This window comes from Streptomyces sp. NPDC002276, from assembly GCF_053891435.1.
In genome coordinates, this window is the sequence record NZ_JBSFCQ010000027.1 from 49,969 (window position 1) to 76,445 (window position 26,477).

Annotated in this window: 24 protein-coding genes; 13 read left to right on the top strand and 11 right to left on the bottom strand. The window is 70.9% G+C overall.

All coding sequences use genetic code 11. The annotated features are described in order from the left end of the window. Positions 1-4 precede the first annotated feature (4 nt). The 4 genes from ACWIHT_RS42390 to ACWIHT_RS42405 form a co-directional block, all read right to left on the bottom strand. Positions 5-793, bottom strand: coding sequence for an enoyl-CoA hydratase/isomerase family protein (locus tag ACWIHT_RS42390; protein ID WP_456173960.1), 789 nt, complete (start codon positions 791-793; stop codon positions 5-7). Continuing rightward, positions 790-3,015, bottom strand: coding sequence for an acetate--CoA ligase family protein (locus ACWIHT_RS42395; RefSeq protein ID WP_456173961.1), 2,226 nt, complete (start codon positions 3,013-3,015; stop codon positions 790-792). The genes ACWIHT_RS42390 and ACWIHT_RS42395 overlap by 4 nt, the downstream gene beginning before the upstream one ends. 114 nt (positions 3,016-3,129) lie before the next feature. Beyond that, a complete protein-coding gene (locus ACWIHT_RS42400) occupies positions 3,130-4,332 on the bottom strand; it encodes a flavin-containing monooxygenase (RefSeq protein ID WP_456173962.1) in 1,203 nt (400 codons plus the stop codon). Positions 4,333-4,588: 256 nt separating this feature from the next. Continuing rightward, a complete protein-coding gene (locus ACWIHT_RS42405) occupies positions 4,589-6,199 on the bottom strand; it encodes a subtype B tannase (protein ID WP_456173963.1) in 1,611 nt (536 codons plus the stop codon). Between the two features lie 206 nt (positions 6,200-6,405). On the opposite strand from ACWIHT_RS42405, the gene ACWIHT_RS42410 reads away from it, so the two are divergent. The 5 genes from ACWIHT_RS42410 to ACWIHT_RS42430 are packed head-to-tail and all read left to right on the top strand — an operon-like array spanning position 6,406 to position 9,513. Next, the gene (locus ACWIHT_RS42410) at positions 6,406-6,858 is read left to right on the top strand and encodes a DoxX family protein (protein WP_456173964.1); all 453 of its coding nucleotides are present in this window, start codon (positions 6,406-6,408) and stop codon (positions 6,856-6,858) included. Then, complete coding sequence (locus tag ACWIHT_RS42415) at positions 6,855-7,298, top strand: Zn-ribbon domain-containing OB-fold protein (RefSeq protein WP_456173965.1); 444 nt, start codon at positions 6,855-6,857, stop codon at positions 7,296-7,298. The genes ACWIHT_RS42410 and ACWIHT_RS42415 overlap by 4 nt, the downstream gene beginning before the upstream one ends. Before the next feature lie 37 nt (positions 7,299-7,335). Continuing rightward, a complete protein-coding gene (locus ACWIHT_RS42420; RefSeq protein ID WP_456173966.1) occupies positions 7,336-7,938 on the top strand; it encodes a GNAT family N-acetyltransferase in 603 nt (200 codons plus the stop codon). Next, entirely contained in the window at positions 7,935-8,819 is an 885-nt protein-coding gene (locus tag ACWIHT_RS42425; RefSeq protein ID WP_456173967.1) for a GNAT family N-acetyltransferase, read from the top strand. The genes ACWIHT_RS42420 and ACWIHT_RS42425 overlap by 4 nt, the downstream gene beginning before the upstream one ends. A gap of 10 nt (positions 8,820-8,829) precedes the next feature. Continuing rightward, positions 8,830-9,513 carry a pyridoxine/pyridoxamine 5'-phosphate oxidase gene (locus ACWIHT_RS42430; RefSeq protein ID WP_456173968.1) on the top strand — a complete coding sequence of 228 codons (684 nt, stop codon included), beginning with the start codon at positions 8,830-8,832 and terminating at the stop codon, positions 9,511-9,513. 990 nt (positions 9,514-10,503) lie between these two features. Here ACWIHT_RS42430 and ACWIHT_RS42435 read toward each other — a convergent pair. Continuing rightward, positions 10,504-11,676, bottom strand: a complete 1,173-nt coding sequence (locus ACWIHT_RS42435) for a thiolase C-terminal domain-containing protein (RefSeq protein WP_456173969.1) — start codon at positions 11,674-11,676, stop codon at positions 10,504-10,506. A 76-nt stretch (positions 11,677-11,752) separates the two neighbouring features. Between ACWIHT_RS42435 and ACWIHT_RS42440 the strand changes: the two genes are divergently transcribed. Both ACWIHT_RS42440 and ACWIHT_RS42445 read left to right on the top strand, forming a co-directional pair. After that, positions 11,753-12,943: an acyl-CoA dehydrogenase family protein gene (locus ACWIHT_RS42440; RefSeq protein WP_456173970.1), complete on the top strand. Its 1,191-nt coding sequence runs from the start codon at positions 11,753-11,755 to the stop codon at positions 12,941-12,943. Further along, positions 12,940-13,425: a nitroreductase/quinone reductase family protein gene (locus ACWIHT_RS42445; protein ID WP_456173971.1), complete on the top strand. Its 486-nt coding sequence runs from the start codon at positions 12,940-12,942 to the stop codon at positions 13,423-13,425. The genes ACWIHT_RS42440 and ACWIHT_RS42445 overlap by 4 nt, the downstream gene beginning before the upstream one ends. 61 nt (positions 13,426-13,486) lie before the next feature. Here the strand turns inward: ACWIHT_RS42445 and ACWIHT_RS42450 are convergent, their stop codons facing one another. Continuing rightward, positions 13,487-14,122, bottom strand: coding sequence for a TetR family transcriptional regulator (locus ACWIHT_RS42450; protein WP_456173997.1), 636 nt, complete (start codon positions 14,120-14,122; stop codon positions 13,487-13,489). A 134-nt stretch (positions 14,123-14,256) separates the two neighbouring features. On the opposite strand from ACWIHT_RS42450, the gene ACWIHT_RS42455 reads away from it, so the two are divergent. The 3 genes from ACWIHT_RS42455 to ACWIHT_RS42465 all read left to right on the top strand — a co-directional run bounded on the left by ACWIHT_RS42455 (position 14,257) and on the right by ACWIHT_RS42465 (position 18,031). Continuing rightward, positions 14,257-14,979 (top strand): VOC family protein, encoded by a 723-nt coding sequence (locus ACWIHT_RS42455; protein WP_456173972.1) that lies wholly within the window; start codon positions 14,257-14,259, stop codon positions 14,977-14,979. Positions 14,980-15,158: 179 nt separating this feature from the next. Then, complete coding sequence (locus ACWIHT_RS42460) at positions 15,159-17,504, top strand: outer membrane protein assembly factor BamB family protein (RefSeq protein WP_456173973.1); 2,346 nt, start codon at positions 15,159-15,161, stop codon at positions 17,502-17,504. A gap of 32 nt (positions 17,505-17,536) precedes the next feature. Further along, positions 17,537-18,031, top strand: a complete 495-nt coding sequence (locus tag ACWIHT_RS42465; protein ID WP_456173974.1) for a hypothetical protein — start codon at positions 17,537-17,539, stop codon at positions 18,029-18,031. Between the two features lie 9 nt (positions 18,032-18,040). Here ACWIHT_RS42465 and ACWIHT_RS42470 read toward each other — a convergent pair whose 3' ends face one another. Genes ACWIHT_RS42470 through ACWIHT_RS42480 form a run of 3 tightly spaced genes read right to left on the bottom strand, consistent with a single transcriptional unit; the run spans position 18,041 to position 20,378 of the window. Next, positions 18,041-18,811 carry an enoyl-CoA hydratase/isomerase family protein gene (locus ACWIHT_RS42470; protein WP_456173975.1) on the bottom strand — a complete coding sequence of 257 codons (771 nt, stop codon included), beginning with the start codon at positions 18,809-18,811 and terminating at the stop codon, positions 18,041-18,043. Then, positions 18,808-19,224 carry a Zn-ribbon domain-containing OB-fold protein gene (locus tag ACWIHT_RS42475; protein WP_456173976.1) on the bottom strand — a complete coding sequence of 139 codons (417 nt, stop codon included), beginning with the start codon at positions 19,222-19,224 and terminating at the stop codon, positions 18,808-18,810. The genes ACWIHT_RS42470 and ACWIHT_RS42475 overlap by 4 nt, the downstream gene beginning before the upstream one ends. Positions 19,225-19,229: 5 nt before the next feature. Next, positions 19,230-20,378, bottom strand: a complete 1,149-nt coding sequence (locus ACWIHT_RS42480) for a lipid-transfer protein (RefSeq protein WP_456173998.1) — start codon at positions 20,376-20,378, stop codon at positions 19,230-19,232. A 113-nt stretch (positions 20,379-20,491) separates the two neighbouring features. Here ACWIHT_RS42480 and ACWIHT_RS42485 point away from each other — a divergent pair, with 113 nt between their 5' ends. Genes ACWIHT_RS42485 through ACWIHT_RS42495 form a run of 3 tightly spaced genes read left to right on the top strand, consistent with a single transcriptional unit; the run spans position 20,492 to position 22,786 of the window. Then, positions 20,492-22,078, top strand: coding sequence for a FadD3 family acyl-CoA ligase (locus tag ACWIHT_RS42485; RefSeq protein ID WP_456173977.1), 1,587 nt, complete (start codon positions 20,492-20,494; stop codon positions 22,076-22,078). Between the two features lie 30 nt (positions 22,079-22,108). After that, the gene (locus ACWIHT_RS42490) at positions 22,109-22,390 is read left to right on the top strand and encodes a ribbon-helix-helix domain-containing protein (protein WP_456173978.1); all 282 of its coding nucleotides are present in this window, start codon (positions 22,109-22,111) and stop codon (positions 22,388-22,390) included. Then, positions 22,391-22,786 (top strand): hypothetical protein, encoded by a 396-nt coding sequence (locus tag ACWIHT_RS42495; protein WP_456173979.1) that lies wholly within the window; start codon positions 22,391-22,393, stop codon positions 22,784-22,786. A 110-nt stretch (positions 22,787-22,896) separates the two neighbouring features. Here ACWIHT_RS42495 and ACWIHT_RS42500 read toward each other — a convergent pair whose 3' ends face one another. Then, positions 22,897-23,094: a hypothetical protein gene (locus tag ACWIHT_RS42500; RefSeq protein ID WP_399115395.1), complete on the bottom strand. Its 198-nt coding sequence runs from the start codon at positions 23,092-23,094 to the stop codon at positions 22,897-22,899. Between the two features lie 231 nt (positions 23,095-23,325). After that, positions 23,326-26,286, bottom strand: coding sequence for a BTAD domain-containing putative transcriptional regulator (locus ACWIHT_RS42505; protein WP_456173980.1), 2,961 nt, complete (start codon positions 26,284-26,286; stop codon positions 23,326-23,328). Between the last annotated feature and the right edge of the window lie 191 nt (positions 26,287-26,477).

The following is a 26,477-nucleotide window of genomic DNA, read 5'->3' on the forward strand; positions in this document are numbered from 1 at the left end:
GACATCACCGCCCCCGGTACTCCGGACTCCGCCGCTCCACGAAGCTCGCCACGCCCTCCCGCGCGTCCTCCGTCGTCATGTTGATCTCCTGGGCCGCCGCCTCCGCCGCGAACGCGGTCGTGCGGTCGCTGTCCAGGGAGGCGTTGACGAGCTGCTTGGTGAGGGCGAGGGCGCGGGTCGGGCCGGTGGCCAGGCGCCGCGCCCACTCGCGGGCCGTCTTCTCCAACTCACCGTCCGGGACCACCCGGTTGACGAGGCCGAGGCGTTCCGCGTCCACGGCGGTCAGGGCGTCGCCGAAGAACATCAGCTCCTTCGCGCGTTGCGGGCCGATCAGACGGGGGAGCAGGTAGGCGCCGCCGCCGTCCGGGACCAGGCCCCGGCGGACGAACACCTCGATGAACCGCGCCGACTCCGCGGCCAGTACGAGATCGCAGGCGAGGGCCAGGTGCGCGCCCAGGCCCGCCGCGGTGCCGTTCACCGCGGCGATCACCGGCTTCTCGCAGTCCAGAACGGCCGCGATCAGACGCTGCGCGCCCAGGCGGATCATGCGGGCCACGTCTCCGGCCACCCGTTCGCCGTTCGCCGCCCCGCCGCCCCTCAGGTCGGCGCCCGCGCAGAAGCCGCGTCCGGTGCCGGTGAGGACCACCGCCCGTACGGCGGGATCGGCGGACGCTTCCGCCAACAGGCCTATCAGGCAGTCCCGTTGGGCCGGAGTGATCGCGTTCATGGCCTCGGGGCGGTTGAGGGTGAGATACGCGACCTGGTCCGAGACGGTGTGCACGACCTCGCTCATCGGCACACCGCCAGCGCGTCCAACGCCACCGCGCCCTGCCCCCGGGGCAGCACCATCAGCGGGTTGATGTCCAACTCGGAGAGCACATCGCCCAGTTCGAGGGCCATGCGCTGCACTCGCAGGATCACCTCCACCAGCGCGTCCAGGTCCGCCGGCGGTCGCCCCCGTACCCCGTCGAGCAGGGGACGGCCGCGCAACTCGCCGAGCATGTCGGCCGCCTGGTCCTCGCCGAACGGCGGCACCCGTACGGCCACGTCCCGCAGCACCTCGACGAGCACCCCGCCAAGACCGACCGTCACCGTCGGCCCGAACAGGTCGTCCTGGGTGACGCCGACCACCATCTCAACGCCCCGCTCGACCATCTGGCAGACCAGGACGCCGTCGAGGGTCACGTCCTCGTAGCGGGCGATGTCCGTCAACTCGCGGTAGGCGTCCCGGACTTGGCTGGCGGAGGTGAGGCCCACCTTCACCAGGCCCAGTTCCGTCTTGTGGGCTATCTGGCCGCCCGACGCCTTCATCACCACCGGGTAGCCCACAAGACCCGCCGCCCGTACGGCCGCCGCCGCACTGGTCACCAACTGCTCGCGGGGCACCCGGATGCCGTAGGCCCGCAGCAGTTGTTTCGCCGCGTGCTCGCTCAGTTGCTGGCCGGGGCGCATCAGGGCCTGGGCCTTGCGGAAGGACGGGGAGAGGGTGCGGGGGGCCTCGTCGAAGGGGGAGCGGTAGGCGTGGACGAAGCGGTGGTGGGAGAAGTAGGCGCGCAGTGCGGTGATGCAGTTGCCGACCGTGCGGAAGGTGGCCACGCGCGAGGAGCCCAACAGGACCTCCCGGTACGCCGGTTCGGTGCCGACCGGTGAGCCCCACACCACGCACACCAGCTTGTCGGTGCGTTCGGCCGCCGCGACGAGGTCCTCGACCAGCTTGTCGCTCAGCGGCGGGAAGGGGCCCGTGATCGGACACACCAGGACGCCCACCTCCGGGTCGTCGAGGATCGCGTCGATGATCTTCCGGCCGCGCCAGTCGCCCACCGGGTGACCGCCGTTGTCCACGGGGTTCGCCACGCTCAGGTACGGCGGTATCCACTCGTGCAGCTCGGCCTGCTTGGCGGTGGACAGTTGGGGCAGGTGCAGCCCCGCCTCGCTCGCCAGGTCGGCGAAGTGGGCGCCCGTGCCGCCGGAGATCGAGTACACGACGACCCCGTCGGCGACGGGGGGCTTCGCCCGCGCCAACAGGCTTGCGGTGTCCTGGAGTTCGTCGAGGCCGTCGACGCGGAGCACGCCGTACTGGCGCATCGCCGCGTCCACCACCGTGTCCGCGCCGGTGAGTTTGCCGGTGTGGGAGGCGGCGGTACGGGCGCCGGTCTCGGTACGGCCGACCTTCACCGCGACGACGGGCACCTTGCGGCGGGCGGCGCGGTCGGCGGCGAGGAGAAAGGCGCGGCCGTCCTTGAGGCCCTCCAAGTAGCAGGCGATGGCGCCGACTTCGGGGAGTTCGGCGAAGTAGGAGATGAAGTCGGCTGTCTCCAGGTCGGCCTCGTTGCCGGTGGGCGCCCAGTGGGAGAGGCGGATGCCGAGTTCCTGGAGCGCGAAGACCGGGCGGCCCTGGTGGCCGGACTGGGTGATGAGGGCGATGGCGGGGCCGTCCAGGTCCTCGCGGAACTTCTCGAAGGCGTTGAGGTTGGTGTTCGGACCGAGGAGGCGCAGCCCGGACCGGCCCACGGCGGCGGCCAGTTGAGCCTGCGCGAGCGCGCCCTCCTCGCCCGTCTCCGCGAAACCGGACGCGAAGGCGACCGCGAACTTCACCTTCGCCTCGGCCAGTTGCTCGATCACGGGGAGCGGGTCGGCCACCAGCACCACGGCCAGGTCGACCTGTTCGGGGAGATCGGCGACGGAGGGGAAGCAGGGGACGTCGAAGACCGTCGTACGGGTGGGATGCACCGGATGCAGTCGCGCCCCCACCCGGCCCGCCCAGGCCATGAGTTGGCGGGTGATGCCGGTGTTGGGGCGTCCCTCCGCGTCCGAGGCGCCGATCACGGCGACCGACTCGGGGCGGAAGAAACGGTCCAGGTCGGGTACGCCGGCGTACAACGGCCGCCCGCCGACATCGAGATCGTCGACGTCGGCGGGCCTTCCGTGGACGGCGGGGCCGGGTTGCTCACCGCAGGCGATGACCCGGGCCCGGCGGGAGTCGGTGGTGAGGGTGCCGTGGGTTGATCCAAGCATCGGTCCGCCCGCTCCTGTGTGACAGTCGTGACAGCACAATTAACTGACGCACTGTCAGATTACTGAACTGACAGTGCGTCAGGAACTGTCGTGCACGCAAAGAACGGACGAGCTCTAGCTCAGGGCACTCCCGCGGACGGACTTGACGGACTTGGCGAGGGCCTTCGCGATCTTCTCCGCGTCCATCGCCAGCTCGCGGAGCATCCCGCTGATGGGGTTGGTGAAGCCGGTGAAGTACAGGCCGGGCGCGTCCTTCGGGGAGCGGGCGCCGTGCACGACCGGCTTCCCCCGCGCGTCCAGCACACCGAGATGGCCGACGAGACCCTCCAGCGAGCGGACGTACCCCGTGGCCGCGACGACGGCGTCCGGCTCGATCCGCTCACCGCCGGCCAGCACCACCTTGCCGTCCTCGAACGCCTCCACGGCCGCCACGACCTCCACCCGCCCCTTGCGCACGGCATCGATCAGACCGACGTCCTGCACCGGGATCGACCCGTCCTTGACCCGGCTGTACAGCCCGGTGTCGGGCCGCGCGAGCCCCTGCTCCGACAGGTCCGGCACGCTGAGCTTGGCCATCGGCCCCGCGAGCCGGTCGACGAGCCGCACCGGCAGCCGTCGTACGACGATGCCCGTGTACTGGGCCGCCCAGCCCGCGGTCGAGCGGCGCACGATGTGCGGGGTGGTGCGGACGGAGAGCCGTACGCGCGACGCACCGCCCTCCACCAGGTCGACGGCGATCTCCGCGCCCGTGTTGCCGACGCCGACGACCAGGACGTCCCGGCCCGCGTAGGGCCCCGGGGCGCGGTAGTCGGCGGCGTGCAGGAGTTCGCCGGTGTAGGTGTCGCGGCCGGGCCAGTCCGGCAGCCGGGGGGTGTGGTTGGTGCCGGTGGCGACGACGACCGCGCTGCCGGTCAGCTCACGGCCGCCGGTCGCGTGCAGCAGCCAGCCGGCGCCGTCGGCCGAGCGCTCGATACGGGAGACCTCGACGCCGGTGACGATCTCCAGCTCGTGGACCTCCGCGTACTTCTCCAGGTAGCGCACCACGTCGTCGCGCGCGACCCAACGCCCGAAACGGCGCGGCATCGCGAGACCCGGCAGGCCTGAGAGCCGCCGGGTGGTGTGCAGGTGGAGGCGGTCGTAGTGGCCGCGCCAGGACGCCCCGACCCGGTCCGACCGCTCCAGTACGACGGCGCGGATGCCCCGCGCGCGCAGCGCGTACGCGGCGGCGAGTCCGCCGGGGCCGCCTCCGATGACGTACACGGGACGGTCTGCGTGGTTCTGTGGCGCCGGGGTCGGGGACGCTGTGGAGTCGGCCATGAGCGCGAGCGTAATCACATCCCACGTTGATGGGTCTCGGTCAAGCCCGGAATTGGTTGCGGATTGATCACGGGTGTGGAGGAGCGGGTGCGGCCGGTGACGTAGGGCGTCTGGTTGTGACGGCCGGGTGGTTGTGCACGCCTCGGGAAAAGCCACGACGCCGAGCCCGCAACGTGCGCGGAGGGGCTCGGCGTCGTGAGGCGGTGACCGGAATGTATGACGGGAAACCGGCACCGCGTTCTGGGGGGGGCGGGGGCTACTTCTTCTTCGGGCCCCGGTAGTTGGTGACCTTCGCGATCCAGGTGATGAAGTCGCCCGGGTCGGTGTTGGCGCCGTGGCCCTCGTCCCAGTAGTAGAGGTGGTTCACGTCGTCGCCCAGGTTGTCGAGGCGGGCGGCGAGGTTGGCGGCGACCGTCAGCGAGGTGTCCGAGTCCTTGGTGCCCAGCCGGATCCACCAGTGCTTGGAACGGTTCGGGTTCACCTTCTCGACCAGGTGGAACATCGGGTTCATCAGGTCGAGCTTGGCGGGGATGTCGCCGGCAACCCGCTTGCTGCTCAGGCCTGTTGAGTCGTTCTTCGCGCCGTACGCCGTGAAGTGGCGGGCCAGTGTCGTGCCCGCGCCGAACTCGTTGTTCTCGCCGGCCGACAGGTCGAAGGCGTCGAAGGCCGGGGTGTCCTTCTTGCGGGCGCCGACGTGGGTGAGGAAGTCGGCCCAGGTGAAGGTGGCCCTTCCGCCGGACCAGGTGATGAAGGTGTTGGCCTTCAGATAGGTCTCGCGGGCCGAGTCCGAGAGGGCGGCGAGGTAGGTGGTGGCCGACGGCTCCAGGTACTGCTCGACCATGTACTCGTCGAGGTTACGGGCGTTCAGCGGACCGAAGCCGCCGAGGCCGCGCAGCTTCAACCCGGCCTGGTACTCGGCGAATTGTGCCTGGAGCGCCTTCGACACGGTCTGGTCGACCTGCTTGCCGGTGCTCAGGTCGTTGCCGCCCCAGTTCCACTCGTAGGCGCCGTCCGCGTGCTCCAGGTCGGTGATCGGGCACCAGGCGCCGGTCGCGAAGATCGCGTCGGAGGCGTCGGCCGCGCCGATCTCCTTGAGGTACGTGTCGTAGATCGGGCTGTCACCGGACGCGCCGAGCAGCGAGGACAGCGCGCCACCGGCACTCGTACCCGCGGACACGATCCGCTCGACGTTGCCCGGGATACGGCCCTTGTTGGACTTCACGTACCGGACGGCGGCCTTGAGGTCGACGATCGCGGCCGGGGCGGTGCCGTAGTACTCGCCACCGGAGTTCTTGAGGGTACGGCCACGGGCGCCGGGCTCGATCACGACGTAACCGGCGGCCAGCGCGAGGAGCTGGTTGCTGGAGGTCGCGCCGCCGGTGGCGTTGGTGTTGCCGTTGGCGCCGGGGGCGGAGGCGCTCGCGGAGGTGGACGCGGAGGCGGACGCCGACGCGCTGGGCGCGCCGCTGGGGGCCGCGCCGCCGCCCATCGCCGAACCGCCGCCGCCGACCTCGGTGGCGGTCGCCACGGAGGCGGGCAGGTAGCCGCCGACGGAGTTGGCGAACAGGATCGGCGCGTTGCTCGCGTCGATCGCCTTGCCGTCGATCTCCACCGGGGCGCTGACGATCAGCGACTGGTAGGTGGCGTCGACAGGCTTGGCGACGTAGGTGATCGCCTTCCAGAAGTGGTAGACGACCTTGTGCTCCGTGCCCGCGGTGTCCGTGATCGTCTTCGTCAGCTTCGTGTAGGCGTCCGGGTCGAAGACCAGGGCGTCCGAGGAGGACGACGACGTTTTCGAGTCGCTCGCGTTCGCGCTGAGTGCGATGCCGCCGACCGCCGCGACACCGGCGGTGGCGCCGATGCCCATGACTACCGTCCTGCGCTTCACTGCCCTGTGCTTCACCGTGCTGCCTCTCGTCTTCCTGACCTTGCGCTTGCGAACGTAATCGGCGGCGAACAAAATCGTCAACAATCTGCCGGGATTCATGGCGGGCCCACAGCGGCACGGCCCGTGCACAGGATTTTCATGGCCCCCTCTCGGCTTTCTTCAGCTTCTGACGTACCGTCAGATTCATGGATGCGATCTGGCTCGACGGAGCGGAATGGCTCGCGGTCCTCCGCATAGGACTCGGCCTGTGGTGGCTGGAGAGCTGGCGGCACAAGGACAAGAAAGCCTGGTTCGAACGCGGCACCGGCATCGCCTGGGCCGCCGACGTCGCCGCCAAACACCGCTGGACCGCGGTCCGTTCGGGCTTCGACGTGATGGTCGCGCCCCGCCCGCGCACGATGGCGTACGTCGTCGTCTACGCCGAACTGGCCATAGGCCTCGGCCTGGTCGCCGGACTCCTCACCCCGGTCGCCCTCGTCGGCGGCCTGCTCCTCAACGTCCTCTACTTCACCCTCATGATCCACGACTGGGCGGAACAGGGACAGAACGCGATGATGGCGCTCATCTCGGTCGTGGCACTCTTCGCGATGTCCTGGCAGGTGTGGTCGCTGGACGACGCGATCGGATGGTTCCGATGACCGGCGAGCCGCGCTCCGGCCTTCGCTCCGACCTTCGCTCCGACCTCCGCTTCGACCTCCCCGAGGCCGACGCGTTCACCCGGACCTACTGGGACGCGGCCGGCCAGGGCAGACTGCTGATCCGCCGCTGCGCCGACTGCGGCCGGGCCCACCACTACCCGCGCGAGTTCTGCCCCCACTGCTGGAGCGAGAACGTCACCTGGGAGCCCGCGAGCGGCCACGCCACCCTCTACACCTGGTCCGTCGTCCACCGCAACGACCTGCCGCCCTTCGGACAACGAGTGCCGTACGTCGCCGCCGTCGTCGACCTCGCGGAGGGCCCGCGCATGATGACGGAACTGGTGGACTCCGACCCGGCCGCCCTACGCGCCGGAACGCCGGTCGAGGCCGTGTTCCGGGACGGAGTACCGGTGTTCAGGCTTCCGCCCGGGGAAAAATGACACACCCCGTGCACGGGGCACTTGATTCAATGGCGCGATGGCCCACATACGCGAGCGGTCCCTCCAACAGAACCCGCTGCCCGAACTGAACGGCCACGGACTCCGACTGCGCCCCTGGGACGCCGACGACGACACCGACGTCGCGGACTGGCTGCGCGGCGTGTCCGACCCCGACTTCCAGCGCTGGAACACCCCACTCCGCCCGATCACGGACCTCACCGGCGCCCGCAACTCGCTCCGCTCCCGCACCGAAGGCGCCGAGGACGGCGTCAGCGCCTCGTTCCGCGTCATGGACGCCGCCGACGATACGACCCTCGGACACATCGGCGTCAACGACATCGACCACATCATCCGCATCGCCCGCGTCGGCTACTGGACCCTCCCCGAGGCCCGCGGCCGCCACGTCGCCACCCGCGCCCTCACCCTCGCCGCCCACTGGGCCCTGACCGACCTCGGCCTGCACCGCCTCGAACTCGGCCACGCCCTCGGCCACCATGCCTCCTGCCGCATCGCCGAACGCTGCGGCTTCCCCGCCGAGGGAATCCTGCGCGGCGCGATGTTCGAGGAGGGCCGCCGCGACGCGTTCCGCGACGTCCACCTGCACGGCCGCCTGGCGACCGACCCGGAGACAGCACCGTGACGGCGATCCCCACCTGGCACATCACCGCGGACCTCGCCCCATTCCTGCGCCTGGCAGGCGACTTCCTCCAGTCCCGCCCCGCACCCCACACACTCCAACTGACGGTCACTGACACCCTGCGCAGCCGCGGACGACACATCTACGGCGACGGCGACCCGGAGTTCGGCGTCCTGGAACGCGACGGCACCGTCACGGCCACGTTCTTCCGCACACCCCCCGGCCGCCTCATGCCGACCCGCCTCACCCCCGACGAGGCCGAAGCGCTGGCAGCCCAACTCGCCGACCGAGGCACCGAGTTGCCCGGCATCATGGCCGAACAGGACACGGCGACGGCCTTCGCGGAAGCCTGGCGACGACAAACCGGAGCCGTACCCGGGACCAGTGTCCGCCGCCAACGCCTCTACCGCCTCACCGAGTTGACGCCTCCCCACCCCACCCCTCCGGGCCGCCCCAGAGTCGCGGTGGCAAAGGACCGCGAACAACTCATGCGCTGGTACGGCGAGTTCGTGGCGGCGATCGGCGAGCACGGCGCCACGATCGGCTCCGCCGAATGGGCCGACGCACGGATCTCCTACGGCGGCGTCACACTCTGGGAGACCCCCGACGGAACACCAGTCTCGATGGCCGGAGCCACGGCGAAGGTGGCCGGCCAGATCCGCGTCGCCCCCGTCTACACACCGGCGGACCTGCGAGGCCGCGGCTACGCCGGCGCCGTCACCGCGGAGGTCAGCCGGGCCGCGCGCACGGCGGGCGCGACCGAGGTACTCCTCTTCACCGACCTCGCGAACCCGACCAGCAACGCCCTCTACCAACGGATCGGATACCGCCCGGTCGCCGACTTCACCGCCTACGACTTCGGACGCGGCACCGCGCCAAGGTGATACTCGACCCATGGCAACGGAAACGGGACCGGGACCGGACCTCCACGAACTGCTGAAGTCACTACGGGTATGGGCCCCCGAAACGACAGAACTACGGACGTTCGACCCGACGACGGCACCGGACACCCCCCTCGCCCTCTTCACCACGTGGTTCGCGGAGGCGGTTACGGCGGGGGAGACCGAGCCCCACGTGATGTCCCTGGCGACGAGGGACGACGAGGGCCTTCCCGACGTACGCGTGGTGATGCTGCACGGCGCCGACACGGAGGGCTGGTCCTTCGCGACCCACGCGACCAGCCGCAAGGGCCACCAGTTGCAGCACTTCGCGTACGCGGCCCTCTCCTTCTACTGGCCCCGCCTGGGCCGCCAGATCCGCCTGCGCGGCCCGGTCCTCCCCGCATCCCCCGACGAATCCCAGTCCGACCTGCACGCCCGCTCGACGGGTGCCCTGGCAGCGGCCCTGACCGGCCACCAAAGCGAAGTCCTCCCGTCCCTGGAGGAGCTGACACATACCTCCGAAGCAGCCTGGGAACTGGCCCAACACGAGCCGGACGCACCGGTCCCGTCCTGGACCCTGTACCGCGTCTCCCCTGACGAGGCCGAGTTCTTCCAAGGAGATTCACTACGACGGCATGTTCGCCTGAGTTACGTCCGTGAGGAGCGGAACTGGGCGAAGGCGTTGCTGTGGCCCTGAGTCGTGAGGTTGCCGTTGGGCCACTCGCTTCTTGTCAGTGTCGGGCTGGAACGGACCGAGTAAAGGGCGCTTCGCTTCGCTACGCGTCGCCTACGGCGATTCCGCTGCGCTCCACCCTTGACTAGGTCCGTTCCAGCCCGGTTGAGAAGCGAGCGAGCGGCCCGGAGGAATGGGGGGCCTGGGTATGTCGGTCCCTTACGTCGGCTGCGTTGCGGGCCGGTGTTAAGGGGCGCGTCCGCGTCTCGCCAGCACGCCGGGCCGGCTTAGCGGCCAACCCCCGGTGGGGGGAGAGCCTCCCGGGAGCCCGGGAGCCCGGGAGGCTGGGGGTGGGGGAGGGGGTCTGAAAAGGTGTGTCACTTCGGACGGAAACTGACACACTTTTTCAGACCCACCCCCACCCCCCCCAGGCCGGGAGGCTTCTCTGGTTTCGGAACCGACTCCCGACCCCACCAGCCCATCGGCCTCTACGGTCCACCGGGCGGCCCATCTACGGACGGGCGCTAGCCCCGCCACCGTTTATGGGGTCGATTCCAGCGGGTCCTGGTGCCACCCACCCACCCACGCACCGACCTACCCACCGGCCAAGCCGGTTTCCTCTCAGGCGGGGCCAGGACCCGCGCGGAAGCCGAGCCGGTTCTCGTGCGTGAAGCTAGCCCCCACGCCCCTGCCCTTCTTCGGGTCTGTCCACTCAGGGTTGGCCGCTGAGCCGACGCGGCGTGCTGGCGAGGCGCGGACGCGTCCCTCTCCGCTGGGTGGGTACGCAGCCCACGTGAAGGGCTGACGTACCTGGGCCCCCCATTCCTCCGGGCTGCTCGCTCGCTTCTCAACCGGGTTGGGGCGGACCTAGTCAAGGGTGACCCGAAGGGTCATCGCCGCAGGCGACGCGTAGCGAAGCGAAGCGCCCTTTACTTGGTCCGTTCCAGCCCGACACTGATAAGAAGCGAGTGGCCCAACGGTCACTGAACAAGCAACCCCACGACCAACACCCCCTCACCCCCGCCCCAACACCACAGTCCCAGAAGAGCAGAACCACCCCCCAGTCCCGGAAGCAACCCCCAGACGCGGTAACTCCCCTCCTCCGAGCCTGACTTGACGAGCGCCTGCCTCCCCCCGTAGCTGCCTGACCGCCTCCACCAGCAAGAACAGCCCTCGCATACCAGGATGTTGGGCCGAGAGACCGCCGCCGTCCGTGTTCACGGGGAGTTCGCCGCCGGACACCAGCAAGCGCCCCTTCTCCACGAAGGCGCCCCCTTCACCCTTCGCGCAGAAGCCCAGATCCTCCAGCGTCACCAGCGTCATGTAGGTGAACGCGTCGTAGATCTCCGCGAAGTCGATCTCCTCGGGGCGGACGCCGGCTCGTTCGAAGGCCAGTCGGCCGCTGACCGCCGCCGGGGACACTGTGAAGTCGGACCATTCGGACATCGCAGCGTGCGAGACGTGTTCTCCGGTGCCGAGTACCCAGACCGGTGCCGTGCGGCAGTCTCGTACGTATTCTTCCGCCGCCAGCAGTATCGCCGCTCCGCCGTCGGACCGTATGCAGCAGTGCAGTTTGGTGAAGGGGTCCGCGATCATCGGGCCGGAGAGGACGTCGTCCACGGTGATCGGGGCGCGGAACATCGCCTCGGGGTTCAGCGCGGCGTTGGCCCGGGCCTGTACCGCCACTTCCGCCAACTGCTCGATGGTCGTGCCGTATTCGAGCATGTGGCGGCGCGCGGCCATCGCGTACTTGGCGATCAGTGTGTGGCCGTAGGGGACCTCGAACTGGAGCGGGCCCCGTGCGCCGAAGGAGAGGTTGCCGGTTCTGCGGCCCGCTTTGATGTCGGCGCGGGCCGTCGAGCCGTAGACCAGCAGCACGGCGTTCGCGTGGCCGGCCGCTATCGCGTCCGCCGCGTGCGCCGCCATGACCTCCCAGGTGGAGCCGCCGACCGCGGTGGAGTCGACCCACGTGGGGCGCAGGCCCAGGTATTCGGCCACTTCCACCGGCGGCAGGGTGCCCAGGCCCGCGGATGCGAAGCCGTCGACCACGGCCCGTTCCAGGCCCGCGTCGGCCAGTGCGCGGCGGGCCGCCTGGGCGTGCAGGGCGTAGGGGGTCGTGTCGTCGATCCGTCCGCCGTCGGACAGTGCCACGCCCACCACGGCGACGTTGCGGCTTCCCGCTGTCATGAGGGGCCTCCTCCCTCTGTGCATATCGTGCCCGGACTCCTAATATGACGGACCGTCAGATCTGGAGGGAAGTGTCATGGACGCCAGCTTCACCGCCGAGCAGGACGAGATCCGCCGTACCCTCCGCGAACTCCTCACCAAGCGTTGTGGGTTGGACCGGCTCCGGTCCGCCGTCGACAGTCCGGCCGGGCACGATCCCGCCTTGTGGGCCGCCCTCGCCGACGGGCTCGGGCTGCCGGGGCTCGCGCTTCCGGAGTCGTACGACGGTGTCGGCTGTACGACCACCGAACTCGCCCTGGCCTGCGAGGAGACGGGGCGTTTCCTCGCGCCTTCCCCGCTGCTCGCCACCGCCGTGCTCGCCGCTCCTCTCGTGCTCGCCCTCGGGAGCGAGAGCCAGCGCGCGACGCTGCTGCCCCGCATTGCCGCCGGCGCTCTGACCGCCGCTCTCGCCGTACCCGGCCCCGCCCTCACCACCGCGCTCGCCCTCACCGGCCCCAACGGCGGCGAGTGGGCCGGCGGCGGGCGTGCGGGCGGGGTGCAGGCCAGGCAACAGGGGGACGGTGGCTGGCGGTTGTACGGGCAGGTCGCTCAGGTTCTTGATGGGCACAGTGCCCGGTTGTTGCTTGTCGCCGCTCATGCCGGGGGGTTCGCGCGGTCGCGGACCCTGTTGTTTCTCGTCCAGGGGGATGCCGTCGGGCTCGTACGGACCCGGCAGACCGCGCTTGACGCGACCAGGCCGCAGGCGCGGATCGAACTGCGGGATGTGGAAGGGGAGTTGCTGGGGGCCGATGACGGGCCGCGGTTGCTGCGGGAGCTTTCCGCACTCGGTGACGCTGTCGCCACCGTGCTTGCCGCCGAGGCCGTCGGGGCCGCCGACCGGGCGTTGGAGCGGACCGTTCAACACGTCAAGCAGCGGGAGCAGTTCGGGCGCGCGATCGGGTCGTTCCAGGCGGTGAAGCACCGGCTGGCCGATGTGTATGTGCAGGTGCAGGCGGCCAAGTCGGCTGCCTACTACGCGGCTTGGGGGACCTCCCACGGGGAGCGGGTGGGCGGGCTCGCCCTCGCCCAGGCGCTGGAGGCCCTGCGCGGGGCCGCCGCCGAAGGGATTCAGCTGCACGGGGGGATCGGGTTCACCTGGGAGCACGAGGCCCATCTCTATTTCAAGCGTGCCGCCGGTGACGAGCTGCTCTTCGGGCCGGTGCACCGGCTGCGGGCGTACGCCGCCGAGGGTGCGCGTCTCTTCGAGAGCCGTGAGGTGACGGTGTGATCGGTGTGCGGCTGGTGCAGAAGGTGTCCTCGACGCCCGTGTTCGCGCGCGTCGCCCCGCATGTCGTGCCCGCCCTCGACCGGGCGGTGCACCGGCTGACGCGCGGGAAGGTGCTGCTCAGCGCGCAGATGCTGCCGGGGGTGGTTCTGACGGCGCGGGGTGCGCGGAGCGGTCAGCGGCGGAGTACTCCGCTGGCCTGTATGCCGGTTGAGGACGGGTGGATTCTGATCGGGTCCAACTTCGGGCGTACGGGCCATCCCGCCTGGACCCACAACCTGATCGTCCATCCCGACGCCGAGATCAGCTGGAAGGGTGCGGAAATCCCGGTCACCGCGCGGCTGTTGGCGGGGGAGGAGCGGGCCGAGGTGTGGAAGGCGGCGCTGGTGTTCTGGCCGCCGTATGCCACGTATCAGGCGCGGGTGGAGCGGGAGATCCGGCTGTTCCGGATCACACGCAGGGCGGGCGACGGTCCACCTGGGTGAACCGCCGCCCGCGAGACAGGACTTGGGACCTGAGAAGTCAGAACCTGGGAAGCAGGAACCGCTACTTCGTCGGCTTCTTGCCGGTCACGCCCAGGTGGACCAACAGCGCCAGGTTCGGCTTGAGTTCAGCCTGCTTGACGCCCCACGTCTGGAAACCCTTCTGGTGCGAGGCGACCGCCGCGAGCATCGCGACCAGTGAACCGGCGACCGCCGCCGGGTTCACGTCCTTGTCGACCTTGCCCTTGGCCTGCAACTCGGCGACCGCGTCCGAGAGGGAGTTGTTCACGGAGTTGAGGATCTTCATGCGGATCTTGTAGAAGCGTTTGTCGCCCTCGGCCGCTCCGAGGTCGACGACCCGCAGGATCGCGTCGTTCCTGCGCCAGAACTCCAGGAATCCGTCCACGAGTTCCTGGGAGGTCTGCCAGCCGGCCTTGCCGACCCATGACCGGCCGGCGAGCAGTTCGGTCAACTGCCCGCCCTCCGTAGCCATTTGCTCGGCGATTTCCAGGACGGCGCCTTCGACGTCCGGGAAGTACTGGTAGAAGGTCGCGGGTGAAGTCCCCGCCTTCCGGGCGACATCGATGACTTTGACGTCCCGGTAGGGGGAGGAGCTGAGCATCTCGCTTAGGCAGTCGAGCAGCTTCTGCCGGGTCGCCTGCCCACGCCGGCCGGCCACGCGGCCGTCGACGGTACGCACTTGTCCTGTCATGCCGTCAGCTTACCGAGGGGTGATCGGAGCGCGATTCGGCCGACTGCAAATGGGGTGCACGAGGGTCCAGAGGGTGGTGTGCCTGGTCTGCGGGGTGCGTGCGTCGCCGCTACTTTGACGGTATGGCCGAAAACAGGGCATCCGCGTACGGAGAGGGCGTCCCCTGCTGGGTGGACGCGCAGCTGCCGGACCTGGCTGCGGGCAGGCGGTTCTACGGTGAGCTCTTCGGGTGGACCTTCGAGGAGGCGTACGGCGGTTCCGTGTGGGCCCGCAAGGACGGTGAGCCGGTCGCGGCGCTCGCCCACAAGGCGGACGGGCGGATGCCGACCGTGTGGACGGTGTACTTCGCGACGCCCGACGTGGTGCGGCTGACCGGGCGGATCCGGGACGCCGGCGGGCAGGTCGTGATGGCTCCGCTGCCGGTGGGGGAGCTGGGTACGGCCGCCCTCGTCGCCGATCCGGAGGGGGCCGTGTTCGGGTTGTGGCAAGCGGCCCGGCACCCGGGTTTCGGGCTCCGGCACAAGGCGGGCACCTTCGGCTGGGCCGAGCTGTACGCCCGCGACACGGAGAGCGCGAACACTTTCTACGGCGGACTTTTCACAGACGCCCTCTTCGGGCCGGAGGCCGCTCCCGACTTCGGGCGGGCGCCCGTGTCCGACGTGTTCCCGGTGGAGATGCCGCCGCATTTCCTCGTTCACTTCCGGGTCGAGGACATCACCGCCGTTCTGGGGGCCGTGCGGCGGCTCGGGGGGCGGGTTCAGGTCCCGCCCTTCGAGACGTCGTACGGAAATGTGGCCGTCGTCACTGACAATCAAGGGGCGTCGTTCGCGTTGCAGCAACGTTGACACCTGGACGTTTGTCCGGAGATATGCCGAGACACCCCGATTAGTCGCCGGGTTCGCAACCTGTGGCCCGGCCAGGAAGAATCAGGGTGCGTGCCGCCATGGCGGTGCGGTGGTGAGACGCTGCACGGGGTCGCGTACATATGTGGGTGGCGTGGCCCGTACGGGGAGGTGGCAGGCAAGTGGTGGATCAGCTGACGCAGCACGATCCGCGGCGGATCGGGCCGTTCGAGGTGCTCGGACGGCTGGGCGCGGGCGGCATGGGGCTGGTCTATCTCGCGCGCTCGGCGTCCGGCCGGCGGGTGGCGATCAAGACCGTGCGGACGGAACTCGCCGAGGACCAGCTCTTCCGGGTCCGTTTCACGCGCGAGGTGGAAGCCGCGCGGGCCGTCTCCGGGTTCTACACGGCCGCGGTGGTCGACGCCGATCCGCGGGCGGCCGTGCCGTGGCTGGCCACCGCGTACGTTCCCGCGCCCTCCCTCGAAGAGATAGTGAACGAGTGCGGGCCGATGCCGGCCCAGGCGGTGCGCTGGCTCGCGGCGGGGGTCGCGGAGGCATTGCAGTCCATTCATGGCGCCGGGCTCGTGCACCGTGACCTGAAACCCTCCAACGTCCTCGTCGTCGAGGACGGGCCGCGGGTCATCGACTTCGGTATCGCCTCCGGCGTGTCGAACACGCGTTTGACAATGACGAATGTGGCCGTGGGTACCCCGGCCTACATGTCTCCCGAGCAGGCCAAGGACTCCCGCAGCGTCACCGGCGCGAGCGACGTGTTCTCGCTCGGCTCGATGCTCGTGTTCGCCGCCACCGGACACCCCCCGTTCCACGGCGCCAACCCGGTCGAGACCGTCTTCATGCTGCTGCGCGAGGGCCCCGACCTCGCCGGTCTCCCGGACGAACTGCGCCCCCTCATCGAGTCCTGCATGCAGATGGAGGCCACCGGCCGGCCGAACCCGGCCGACCTCCAGGCCCAGCTCGCCCCCCACCTCTTCGGCTCCGGTTCCGACGACAGCGGTACGGCCTCCGCCTGGCTGCCCGAGCGCGCGGTGACCCTGATCGAGACCCGGCGCGGCGGACGCCCGCCCGTGAAACCGACGCCCACCGCGGGCCGTAGCGGCGGCGGGCGCGCCGCCGTACCGCCGCCGCCCTCCCACGACCCCGTGGTGCCGGTCCCGGTCGGCGCCCCCGACACCGGGCCCGTACGGCTGGCCGGGGCGCCCGTGCCGATCGGTCCCGGCCCCCGGGTCGCCGACGCCCGCGCCGCCGCCGTGAAGGCACCCCCTCCGGAGGCCGGCCTCGTCGCCTCCTGGTCCCGGCCCCGGCCCGGCGTCAACGGCACGGACGCCGCCGTGGGACCCGCTGTACCCGTACCGCCGCCGCTGCCCCCGGAGACCGCCTCCGGCTGGCGCCCCTGGCGGTTCCGCATGTCGAACGACGTCTGGGGCACCCCCACTGTCGCCGGTGACCTCGTCTACGTCACCTCTTTCGAGGTGCACGCCCTCGACGTGCAGACCGGCCGCCGTTCCTTCAAGACCAGGGACGTCGCCTGGTCGATGGCGGTCGCGGACGGCCGTATCCACGCCTCGGACGGCCCCACCCTCTTCGCCCTGGACGCCCGCGAGGGCGGTGACCTGTGGCGGCTGTCCACCGAGGCCTGGGTGTACGCCCTCAAGGCCGAGCGCGGCACCGTCGTCACCGGCACGCGCGGCGGCGGAGTGCAGGGCTGGGAGGCGGCCACCGGGCAGCAGCTGTGGCAGCTGACCGGCGCGCAGACCGACTTCGAGTCCCCGGAGGCGGGCCCCGCGCTGCACGACGGCACGGTCTACGTGTGGCAGGACGCCCGGCTGCGCGCCCTCGACGCCCGGACGGGCGACGAGCGCTGGTCGTACCCGATCGGCGACGCGGCCTCCTGCGGGGGCGTACCCGTACGGGTCACCGCCGCCCCGGACGGTCAGGTCTACGTCGCCGCCGGCACCCGCGTCCTGTCCGTCGAGGTGGCGAGCGGCCGGGTCCGCTGGCACTTCGAGGCCCCCGCGGTCTTCCTCTGCGCCCCGACCTTCGCCCCCGGCCCCGCGGTCACCGGCGGCGGCATCTACCTCGCCGACTATCTCGGCACGGTCTACGCCCTCGACGCCGCCGACGGCCGCGACCGCTGGCGCATCGCGACCGAACCGCGCGCCTCCATCGAACCGGTCCTCGTCGCCGCCGGACACGTCCACGTCGGCAGCGGCAAGGGCCTCTACACCCTCGACGCCGTCACCGGCACCCCCAAATGGCGCTTCCAGGCGGGCGGCGACATCGTGGGCGCCCCCGCCGTCGCCGAGGGCCGGATCCACTTCGGCTCCACCGACCACCTCCTCTACACCCTCAAGGCCGACGACGGCCGGCTCCGCTGGAAGCTCGCGACCGGCGGCGAGATCACCGGGGCGCCCGTCGTCCGGGACGGCGTCGTGTACGCGTGCAGCAAGGACCGCTGCGTCTACGCCCTCGACGCGGAGAAGGGGACGGGCACCGCAAGGACCGCGTGAGCGGCGCCCGTTGAGGTCGGTACCATGATCGGATGCAGACGCGGGGGCGCAGGCTCAAATTCACGGCGGTACTGGCACTGACGGTTCTCACCCTCACCGGCTTCTCCACCGGACGGCACCACAGCACCAGCCGTCACCGGAGCGGGAGCGGCAGTGGCGGCGGGTGCAGCAGTTCGAGCCAGGACCACGACACGTCCACTCCACGTCGGTCCAACTACCGGTCCACGCCGACCTCCACGGCCTCCGGGGACGGGAACTCGGCACTCGGCCGGGTGACGCTGGTGAGCTGCGCGACCGACGCGAAGCCGTACGCCGTCGTCGAGATCACCAACCCCAACAACCGCAAGCTCACCTTCGACCTCTCGGTGACCTTCATGGACAAGCAGGACCTGAGGATCGAGGACGCCCACCCGAAGAAGACCGTGCCCGCGAACGGCACAGCGCGCGTCAAGGTCAAGTTCGGTGGTGGGAAACCCGGCGAGGTGCTCGACCACTGCGAGGTGGATCCCACGGCTCTCTGGGAGTGACTCCCGCCCTCACCTCACCCGGAACCCGTTCCCGCGGGCGGCGAACAACTCCGCCTGCCGTTCGGCCGGGAGATTGCCGAGGGCGATCAGCGGCGGCGCCTGCGCGTAGGCCTGCGCCCGCGCCGCCTCCTTCGCCGCCCACAACGCCCGCACGGTGCCCTGGACACCCTCGGCCGGATACCCGGCGATGACGGCCGCACAGGCCACGGCCGCCTCCAACGCCCCGCCGGGCGGCGCGAGTTCGGACACCAGCCCGATGTCGTACGCACGCTGCGCCGAGATCCTCTCCGCCGTCCCCATGAGCATCATCCGCGCCACCTCGCCGTACGGCATCCGGTGCGCCATCAGCACCGACTCGTACGCGCTGACCATGCCGTAGGTGGTGTGCGGGTCGAAGAACACGGCGGTCGGGTCGGCGACGACGAACTCGCTCTCGCCCAGCAGATAGAAGGCCCCGCCGCAGGCCATCCCGGACACGGCGGAGATCACCGGTTTCCACAGGTCGTTGGCCTTGGGCCCGATGTGGAGGAGCGGATCGTCCTGCATATAGGGCGAGTTGGGCTGTGGCACGACCGCGTCCCGGTCGAGGCCGGTGCAGAACGCCCGCTCCCCGGCCCCGGTGAGAACGACCGCCCGCACGGAGTCGTCGAACCGCAACTCCCGCCATACGGCGGCCAGTTCGGCGGCCGTGGCGAGGTCGACGGCGTTGAGCCTGTGCGGCCGGTCGAGGGTGACGACGGCGACCCCGGTGTCCTTGTCGGCGGCGATCCGCAGCGTCATGACCGCTCCAGAACCCACTGCGGAAGCCCGTCCGCGTCGAACACGACCTGCACCCGCGCCCCGATCCGAACCCGCTCAGGAGCAAGGGAGTTGAGGGCGGCCCCCGGCCCGCTGACCAGATTCCCGACCAGCCGGATCCGCGGGACGTCGACCAGCTCGACGACGATCACGTTGTACGGCGCGACGGCCGCGTAGTCGGGCAGCAGCGGCGGATGCGGGAAGACGTACGACCACACCCGCCCGCGCCCGCTCACCTGCCGCCACTCGCTCGCGAAGGACTGGCAGTGGGGGCAGCAGGGGCGGGGTGGGAAGCGGGGTTCGGCGCAGTCGGCGCAGGTCTGCACGCGGAATTCGCCGGCGCGGGCGTACTGCCAGAAGGGGGCGCCGTCGGCGTCGGTGACGGGGGAGAGCATGGCGGTCAACTCCTCAGTAGGAGTGCGGAGGTGGGGACGCCCTCGCCCGCCGTCACCAGGCAGGTGGCGGCGTCCGGGACCTGGGCGGTGCTGGTGCCGCGCAACTGCCGTACGCCCTCGTTGATCAGGTTGAAGCCGTGGACGTACGCCTCGGAGAGCCCGCCGCCGCCGGTATTGAGGGGGAGCCGCCCGCCGATTTCGAGGGCGCCGCCCTCCGTGAAGGCACCGCCTTCGCCTCTGCCGCAGAAGCCGTAGCCCTCCAGGGAGAGCGGGACGAGGGCGGTGAACGCGTCGTAGATCTGGGCGACATCGACGTCCTGCGGGGTGAAGTCGGCGTGTTTCCACAGGTGTCGGGCGGCGGTCCAGGCGGGGCCGGTGAGCGGGTCGTCGTTCCAGTAGTTGACCATGCCGTGGTGCTGGGCGGGGAGGCCCTGGGCGGCGGAGTGGACGTAGACGGGGGTGCGCCGGCAGTCGCGGGCGCGCTCGCGCGAGACGACCACACAGGCCAACGCCCCGTCCGTCTCAAGGCAGTTGTCGAAGAGGCAGAGGGGTTCGCTGATCCAGCGGGAGGTCATGTACATCTCGCGGGTGAGCGGGCGGTCGTACATGATCGCGGCCGGGTTCTGGTTGGCGCGGTTCCGGCAGGCGAGGGCGACGTTGAAGAGGTGGTCGCGGGTCGCCCCGTACTCGTACATGTAGCGACGCGTCAGCATGGCTATCTCATCCGCCGGCCGGAGGAGTCCGAAAGGGCGGGTCCACTGGGCGGGGGTGGGGAGTTGGCGGGTCGTGTTCGTCCACGGTCTCGCCCCGCTGCCGCGTTTCCGGGACCGCCAGGCCACGCCCACCGTCGCCTGTCCGGCGGCGATGGCGGTCGCGAGGTGCGCGACGGTCGCGCACGAACCCCCGCCCCCGTACCCGATCTTGCTGAAGAAGGTCAGATCCCCGAAGCCGACCGCCTTCGCCAGCTCGACCTCGTCGGTCTCCTCCATCGTGTAGGAGGCGAGGGCGTCGACCTCGCCGGGCGCGATGCCCGCGTCGTCGAGCGCGGCGAGTACGGCACGACAGGCCAAGGTCCGTTCGTCCTCGGGGAGTTGCCTGGCGAAGGAGGTCTGTCCGATGCCGACGATCGCGGTCGCGTCCTTCAGTCCGGCCATGCGCTGTCCGGCCATTCTCCGTGCACCTCCGAGTGACACCGGGAAAGCTGACAGGTCGTCAGGCTACAGCTAATCTGACGGGCAGTCAGCTACTGGGTACAGGGAGGCCGTTCATGCGCGGAGACATGGAATGGGGCAGCATCCCGGGCCTGGTCCGGTCGGCCGCGGAACGGTACGCGGACGCCGAGGCGGTGGTGGACGGCCGGACCAGGATCTCGTACGCCGAACTCGGCGCCCGGGTGGAACGCGCGGCGGCGGCCTGCCTCGCCGCCGGAGTCGAGGTCGGCGACCGGGTCGGCATCTGGGCGCCGAACTCGCTGGAGTGGATCGTCTCGGCGCTGGGCGCGGTGTCGGCGGGCGCGGTCCTGGTGCCGCTGAACACGCGCTTCAAGGGGGCCGAGGCGTCGTACGTACTGCGCGGCAGCGGGGCACGGCTGCTGTTCGTGACCGGGACGTTCCTGGGCACGTCGTACGTGGCGTCGCTGCGGCGGGCGGCGGGGGAGGGGGCAGGGACGGGCGACGGTCCGTTGCCCGGGCTCCCGGCGCTGGAACAGGTCGTGGTCCTCGCCGACGACGCACCGGCCGACTTCCGCACCTGGAAGGACTTCCTGGCGGGCGGGGAGGGTGTGGGCGAGGCGGAAGTGCGCGAACGAGTACGGGAGTTGGACGGCTCTACGGTCTCGGACATCATCTTCACCTCGGGAACGACGGGCCGCCCGAAGGGTGCGGTGATCACCCACGCGCAGACCCTCCGCGGCTACGAGATCTGGAGCGACCTGGCCGGGCTGCGGCAGGGCGACCGCTATCTGATCGTCAACCCGCTCTTCCACACCTTCGGCTACAAGGCGGGCGTGATCGCCTGTCTGATGCGGGGCGCGACGATGATCCCGCAGCCGGTGTTCAACGTGGACACGGCGCTGGCGAACATCGCGGCGGAACGGGTGTCGGTCCTCCCCGGCCCCCCGACCCTCCACCAGTCCCTCCTGGACCACCCGGCCCGCGACGCGCACGACCTCTCCGCGCTGCGGCTGGTGGTGACCGGGGCGGCGGTGGTGCCGTTGCGGCTGGTGGAGCGGCTGCGGGGCGAACTGGGCGTGGGCACGGTCCTGACGGCGTACGGCCTCTCGGAGGCCAGCGGCATCGTCACGATGTGCCGGCGCGGGGACGACCCGTCGGTCATCGCGTCGACGTCGGGGCGGGCGATCCCGGGCACGGAGGTCCGCGTGGAGGCGCCTGTCGGCTCCCCGGGCGAGGTGCTGGTGCGCGGCTTCAATGTGATGCGCGGCTACTACGAGGACCCGGCGGCGACGGCGGAGGTCCTGGACGGCGAGGGCTGGCTGCGTACCGGTGACGTGGGCGTCCTGGACGAGGCGGGCAACCTCCGTATCACCGACCGGATCAAGGACATGTTCATCGTCGGCGGCTTCAACGCCTACCCGGCGGAGATAGAGCAGTTGCTGGGGCTGCATCCCGATGTGGCCGACGTGGCGGTGATCGGCGTACCGGACGCACGGCTCGGCGAGGTCGGGAAGGCGTATGTCGTCCGACGGCCGGGGGTGACTCTGACCGGCGACGACCTGATCGCCTGGGCCCGCCGCGAGATGGCGAACTACAAGGTCCCGAGGGTCGTGGAGTTCGTGGGGGAACTGCCTCGGAACGCGAGCGGGAAGGTGGTGAAGGGCGAGCTGCGGGGGGCGTGACCCGTCGTGACGCGCGGTATGGTGGCTGGTATGGCGACGAAGAAGTACACCGTCACGCTGCCCGAGGAGCTGGCCGAGGAGATTCGGCGGGAGGTCGGGAGCGGGGGGTTCAGCGCGTATGTCACCAAGGCCATAGAGCGTCAGCACGAGCGGGATCGGCTGGGGGAGCTGGTCGCGTGGATGCAGGAGGAGAGCGGTGGGCCGCTCACCCCGGAGGAACTGGCGGCGGCGGAGGCGGAGCTGGGCGATGCCGAACGCCAGGTCGACGGACCTGCCGCGTCCGGTCACTACGAGCTTCCGATGGCGGGATGAATGGCACTCGACTGCTTGGTGCTGGACAGCGAAGGGCTGTCGCGGGCGGCGCTGCGGGATCGCGGGATGACGGCTCTGCTGGCGGCCGCCCACAAAAAGGGGCTTCGGGTGGTGACCAGTTCGATGACCTTGATCGAGGCCTACCACAGCCAGGTCCGTCGTGAGGCCTGGAGCTGGGTGACGTCCCGCATCGTCGTGGAACCCGTGACACGAGAAGTCGCCGACGCCGCGATCAGCCTGCTCAGGGACACCGGCCTGCACGGCCACAAGTACGCCATCGACGCCGCCCTCGCGGTGATCGCCGGGCGGCAGCCGGGCGGTGTCGTGCTGTACACGTCCGACGCGGACGACATGCGGAAGCTGTGCCCGCCGAGGGTGGCCGTCAGAGGCCTGTAGGACCCGGGACCGGGGACCGGTACCGGACGTGCATCGGCCGCGACGGCTCCCCCTCGGTGCCGCCGCGGCCGATCCCCCGTACTGGGAGAAGGTCTAGCCGGGTCCGGATGTCACGTCACGTGGGTGTTGTCCGGGGTGACGGTCCCGCCGTCCTCGTCCTCGTCCGCGATGACCGTGACGTGGGTGTTCAGCGGCTTGATCGGGCTGCCGGTCACGTGGGTGTTGAGCGGTGTGATCTCCTCACCGGCGGGTTCGTCGGTGACGTGGGTGTTGTCCGGCGTGACCGTGTCGTTCTCGGTGTCGCTCATGGTGGTGCCTCCCCTGTTGGAACAAGTCGGAACTGTGAGAGACCCGTCCGGTCACTCCCCCGAGGATGACCGGACGGGCACTCGGTCGCCCACCCTAGATGCCGGGCCCGGCGACTTCACCGGCGGTCCGCCTGCCCCCCGACGCGACGGATCGACTACGTAGAGACTGCCTGGCGGCGATAAACGAACGATGAACGCCGCCCGGGGCCCCGGCCGTGCGGAGGGGGAGCCCTAGGAAGTCGAAGTCGCGACCTGGGTGAGGAGCGAGCGCACCTGCGCGGCCTCCTGCGAGTCCAGCCCCTCGTAGATGTCGAGGGCTTCCTGCCAGCAGACCTGGGCCCTCCCGGAGTGCCCGATGCCGTTCAGCGCCTTGCCCAGCACGGTGAGGACATGCGCCCGCCGCCACTCGCCGCCGATTCCCCGCAGGACGGTGAGTGCCATTTCGGCGTTGCTCGCGGCGCCGGCCTGGTTGCACGCGTCGAGGTCGACCTCCGCGAGCCGGCAGAGCGTCATCCCCTCCCACAGGCGCTGGCGGCTGGAGCGGAAGACCCGGAGGGCCTCCTCCAACTGTTCGGTGGCGTTGGCGTGCTGGCCCGTCTTGCCGAGGGCCATGCCGAGCGCGTAGTGCCCGTTCGCGCCGCGCAGGGAGTGGCCCAGGTTCTCGTAGATGTCGGTTCCCTGCCGGGCGAGTTCGACCGCCGATTCGGCACGGCCTGTCGCGAGGTGCAGGCGGGACAGGTTGCAGAGGCCGGCCGCCGCTCCCGCCATGTCGCCGCAGTGCCGGAACTTCGTGATGGCCCGGCCGAAGTGGTCCTCGGCGTCCTGGTGCCGGTTCTGGTAGAAGGCGATGCTTCCCAGGATGTTCGCCGCCCAGCAGGACGGCAGCAGGTCGTCGGTGGTCTCCGCGAGCCGGAACGCCTCCTGCGCCTCCCGGTACGCCATGTCGAAGAGCCCGGAGAAGAGGCGCGCGTTGCTCAGGACGACCGAGGCCCGCGCCTGTGCCCGGACGTCGCCCTCGGCCCGCGCGGCGTCGCGCAGGGCCGCCGCGGCCGCCTCGTACTCCTTGGAGTTGGCGCCCGACTCGGCCAGGTCGACCGACGCCCACAGGAGGTCGATCGCACGGCGCAGGGTGGCCTTCTCGGTGGACTGCCGTACGCAGGCGAGCAGCGGTACGGCCTCCGAGTAGAGCCAGTCCCACGCCGCCTGGCGGTTCGCGAAGGTGAGGCCCTCGACGGCGGTCGGCTCCAGGTGGTCCACCAGCCGGTCGCCCGGCCGCTCGATCCCGTAGACCCCCGCCGCCGTGGCCAGATAGAAGTCCAGCAACCGGGAGATCGCCGCACCCCGCTCGCTCGGCGACGACTCGTCCCGCTCCGCGCACGCACGCGCGTAGAGCCGCACCAGGTCGTGGTACCGGTAGCGGCCGGGCGCCGCCGACTCGACGAGCGATGTGTCGACGAGGGACTCCAGGACGTCTTCCGTCTCCTCGACGGACAGGTCCAGTACGGCCGCCGCCGCGGCGAGGGAGATGTCGGGGCCGTCGGCGAGGCCCAGCAGGCGGAAGGCGCGTGCCTGGGCCGGCTCCAACTGGCCGTAGCCCAGCTCGAAGGTGGCCTTCACGGCGAGGTCGCCGGCCTGGAGTTCGTCCAACCTCCGCCGTTCGTCGGCGAGTTTCGCGGCGAGGACCGAGACCGTCCAGGTGCGGCGGGCCGCGAGCCGGGAGGCCGCGATACGGATCGCCAGCGGGAGGAAGCCGCACGCGGCGACCACGTCCAGGGCGGATTCCCGTTCGGCGGCGACGCGTTCGGTGCCCACGATCTTCGTGAAGAGCTGCAACGCCTCCTCGGGGGACATCACATCGAGGTCGACGAGATGGGCCCCGGCCAGGTCGACCATCCGGACACGTGAGGTGACCAGTGCGGCGCAGCCCTCCGTGCCCGGCAGCAGTGGCCTGACCTGGGCCGCGTCCCGCGCGTTGTCGAGCAGCACCAGCACCCGGCGGCCGTCCAGCACGGACCGGTACAGCGCCGACCGCTCCTCCAGCGAGTCCGGTATCGCCGAGTCGGCGGTGCCCAACGCCCGCAGGAACGCGCCGAGTACGGTCTCCGGTTCCGCCGCGCGGGAGCGCGCGCCCTGGAGGTCGACGTACAACTGGCCGTCGGGGAAGGCGGATCGGGCCTGGTGGGCCACGTGCACCGCGAGGGTCGTCTTGCCGACGCCGCCGATGCCGGCCAGTGCCGACACCGCCATGACGCGGCCCTCGGCCGACGCCAGGACCTCGCTCAGTTCCGACACGAAGGCCGAGCGGCCGGTGAAGTCCGGGACCGTGGCCGGGAGTTGGTGGGGGCGGACCGGTGCGGGCGCGGTCTCCGCCGCGGGTGCGGACGGTTCCGCGAGGGCGGGGTCGGCCTGGAGGATGCGCTGCTGGAGCTCGCGCAGGCCGGGGCGCGGGTCCACGCCCAGTTCGTCGGCGAGCAGCCGCCGGGTGTCGGCGTACACCGCGAGGGCCTCGGCCTGGCGGCCGGAGCGGTACAGGGCGAGCATCAGCAGCTCACGGAACCGCTCCCGGAGCGGGTGGGCCGCGGTGACCGCCGTCAGTTCGCTGACCGCCTCCGCGTGACAGCCCTGCTCCAGGTCCATGTCCAGCCGGGATTCGAGGAGTTGGAGCCGCCACTCCTCCAGGCGGACCCGCTGGGCCCCCGCGTACGGGCCCGGCAGTCCGGCCAGCGGCTCCCCGTCCCACAGTGCCAGCACCTGGCTCAGCAGGTCCCGCGCATGGCACAGGTCGCCCGCCGACTTCGCCTTCTCCGCCTCCGTCGCCAGGTCCTGCGCCACCGCCGCGTCCAGCGCGCCCTCGGGCAGGCCCCGTACGGCGTACCCGCCCGACTCGCTGACCAGGACCCCGGCGTCCAGGGCCTTCCGCAGCCGGGACGCGTACGTACGCACCGCGGCCAGTGCCTGCGGCGGAGGGTCGTCGCCCCACAGGGCGTCGATCAGCTCCGCGGCGGTCGCCGTCCGGCCGTCGCGCAGCAACAGCGCGGCGAGCAGGGCGCGTTGCTGGGGAGAGCCCATGGGCAGCGGAACAGGGCCCCGCCAGGCACGTACCGGACCGAGCACACTGAAGCGCAGCGCCGTCGACTCGTCCGAGTCGGAGCCGGGGCGCCACTGCTCCGGTACTCGCGGTCCACCGTCCATCGCCGTTCCCCCTAGGCCCTGTTGTCACATTCCCGTTGCCCGGCGACGCCATGCACGCACTCTCGCCGCACCGGGCCCGAACCCGAGTACGTCCAGTACGCGGGTCCGGGCCCGGCACACCGAGAGCACGCACCTGACGCCGCCGGGCCCGCCCTCCGGGCGGACGACGGGAATGTGACGACAGGACCTAG

Excerpts from the sequence above, each read along its gene's own strand:
- ACWIHT_RS42390 (WP_456173960.1), bottom strand. The coding sequence starts at position 793 with ATGAGCGAGGTCGTGCACACCGTCTCGGACCAGGTCGCGTATCTCACC.
- ACWIHT_RS42395 (WP_456173961.1), bottom strand. The coding sequence starts at position 3,015 with ATGCTTGGATCAACCCACGGCACCCTCACCACCGACTCCCGCCGGGCC.
- ACWIHT_RS42400 (WP_456173962.1), bottom strand. The coding sequence starts at position 4,332 with ATGGCCGACTCCACAGCGTCCCCGACCCCGGCGCCACAGAACCACGCA.
- ACWIHT_RS42405 (WP_456173963.1), bottom strand. The coding sequence starts at position 6,199 with ATGGGCATCGGCGCCACCGCCGGTGTCGCGGCGGTCGGCGGCATCGCA.
- ACWIHT_RS42410 (WP_456173964.1), top strand. The coding sequence starts at position 6,406 with ATGGATGCGATCTGGCTCGACGGAGCGGAATGGCTCGCGGTCCTCCGC.
- ACWIHT_RS42415 (WP_456173965.1), top strand. The coding sequence starts at position 6,855 with ATGACCGGCGAGCCGCGCTCCGGCCTTCGCTCCGACCTTCGCTCCGAC.
- ACWIHT_RS42420 (WP_456173966.1), top strand. The coding sequence starts at position 7,336 with ATGGCCCACATACGCGAGCGGTCCCTCCAACAGAACCCGCTGCCCGAA.
- ACWIHT_RS42430 (WP_456173968.1), top strand. The coding sequence starts at position 8,830 with ATGGCAACGGAAACGGGACCGGGACCGGACCTCCACGAACTGCTGAAG.
- ACWIHT_RS42435 (WP_456173969.1), bottom strand. The coding sequence starts at position 11,676 with ATGACAGCGGGAAGCCGCAACGTCGCCGTGGTGGGCGTGGCACTGTCC.
- ACWIHT_RS42440 (WP_456173970.1), top strand. The coding sequence starts at position 11,753 with ATGGACGCCAGCTTCACCGCCGAGCAGGACGAGATCCGCCGTACCCTC.
- ACWIHT_RS42455 (WP_456173972.1), top strand. The coding sequence starts at position 14,257 with ATGGCCGAAAACAGGGCATCCGCGTACGGAGAGGGCGTCCCCTGCTGG.
- ACWIHT_RS42465 (WP_456173974.1), top strand. The coding sequence starts at position 17,537 with ATGCAGACGCGGGGGCGCAGGCTCAAATTCACGGCGGTACTGGCACTG.
- ACWIHT_RS42470 (WP_456173975.1), bottom strand. The coding sequence starts at position 18,811 with ATGACGCTGCGGATCGCCGCCGACAAGGACACCGGGGTCGCCGTCGTC.
- ACWIHT_RS42475 (WP_456173976.1), bottom strand. The coding sequence starts at position 19,224 with ATGCTCTCCCCCGTCACCGACGCCGACGGCGCCCCCTTCTGGCAGTAC.
- ACWIHT_RS42480 (WP_456173998.1), bottom strand. The coding sequence starts at position 20,378 with ATGGCCGGACTGAAGGACGCGACCGCGATCGTCGGCATCGGACAGACC.
- ACWIHT_RS42485 (WP_456173977.1), top strand. The coding sequence starts at position 20,492 with ATGCGCGGAGACATGGAATGGGGCAGCATCCCGGGCCTGGTCCGGTCG.
- ACWIHT_RS42490 (WP_456173978.1), top strand. The coding sequence starts at position 22,109 with ATGGCGACGAAGAAGTACACCGTCACGCTGCCCGAGGAGCTGGCCGAG.
- ACWIHT_RS42495 (WP_456173979.1), top strand. The coding sequence starts at position 22,391 with ATGGCACTCGACTGCTTGGTGCTGGACAGCGAAGGGCTGTCGCGGGCG.
- ACWIHT_RS42500 (WP_399115395.1), bottom strand. The coding sequence starts at position 23,094 with ATGAGCGACACCGAGAACGACACGGTCACGCCGGACAACACCCACGTC.
- ACWIHT_RS42505 (WP_456173980.1), bottom strand. The coding sequence starts at position 26,286 with ATGGACGGTGGACCGCGAGTACCGGAGCAGTGGCGCCCCGGCTCCGAC.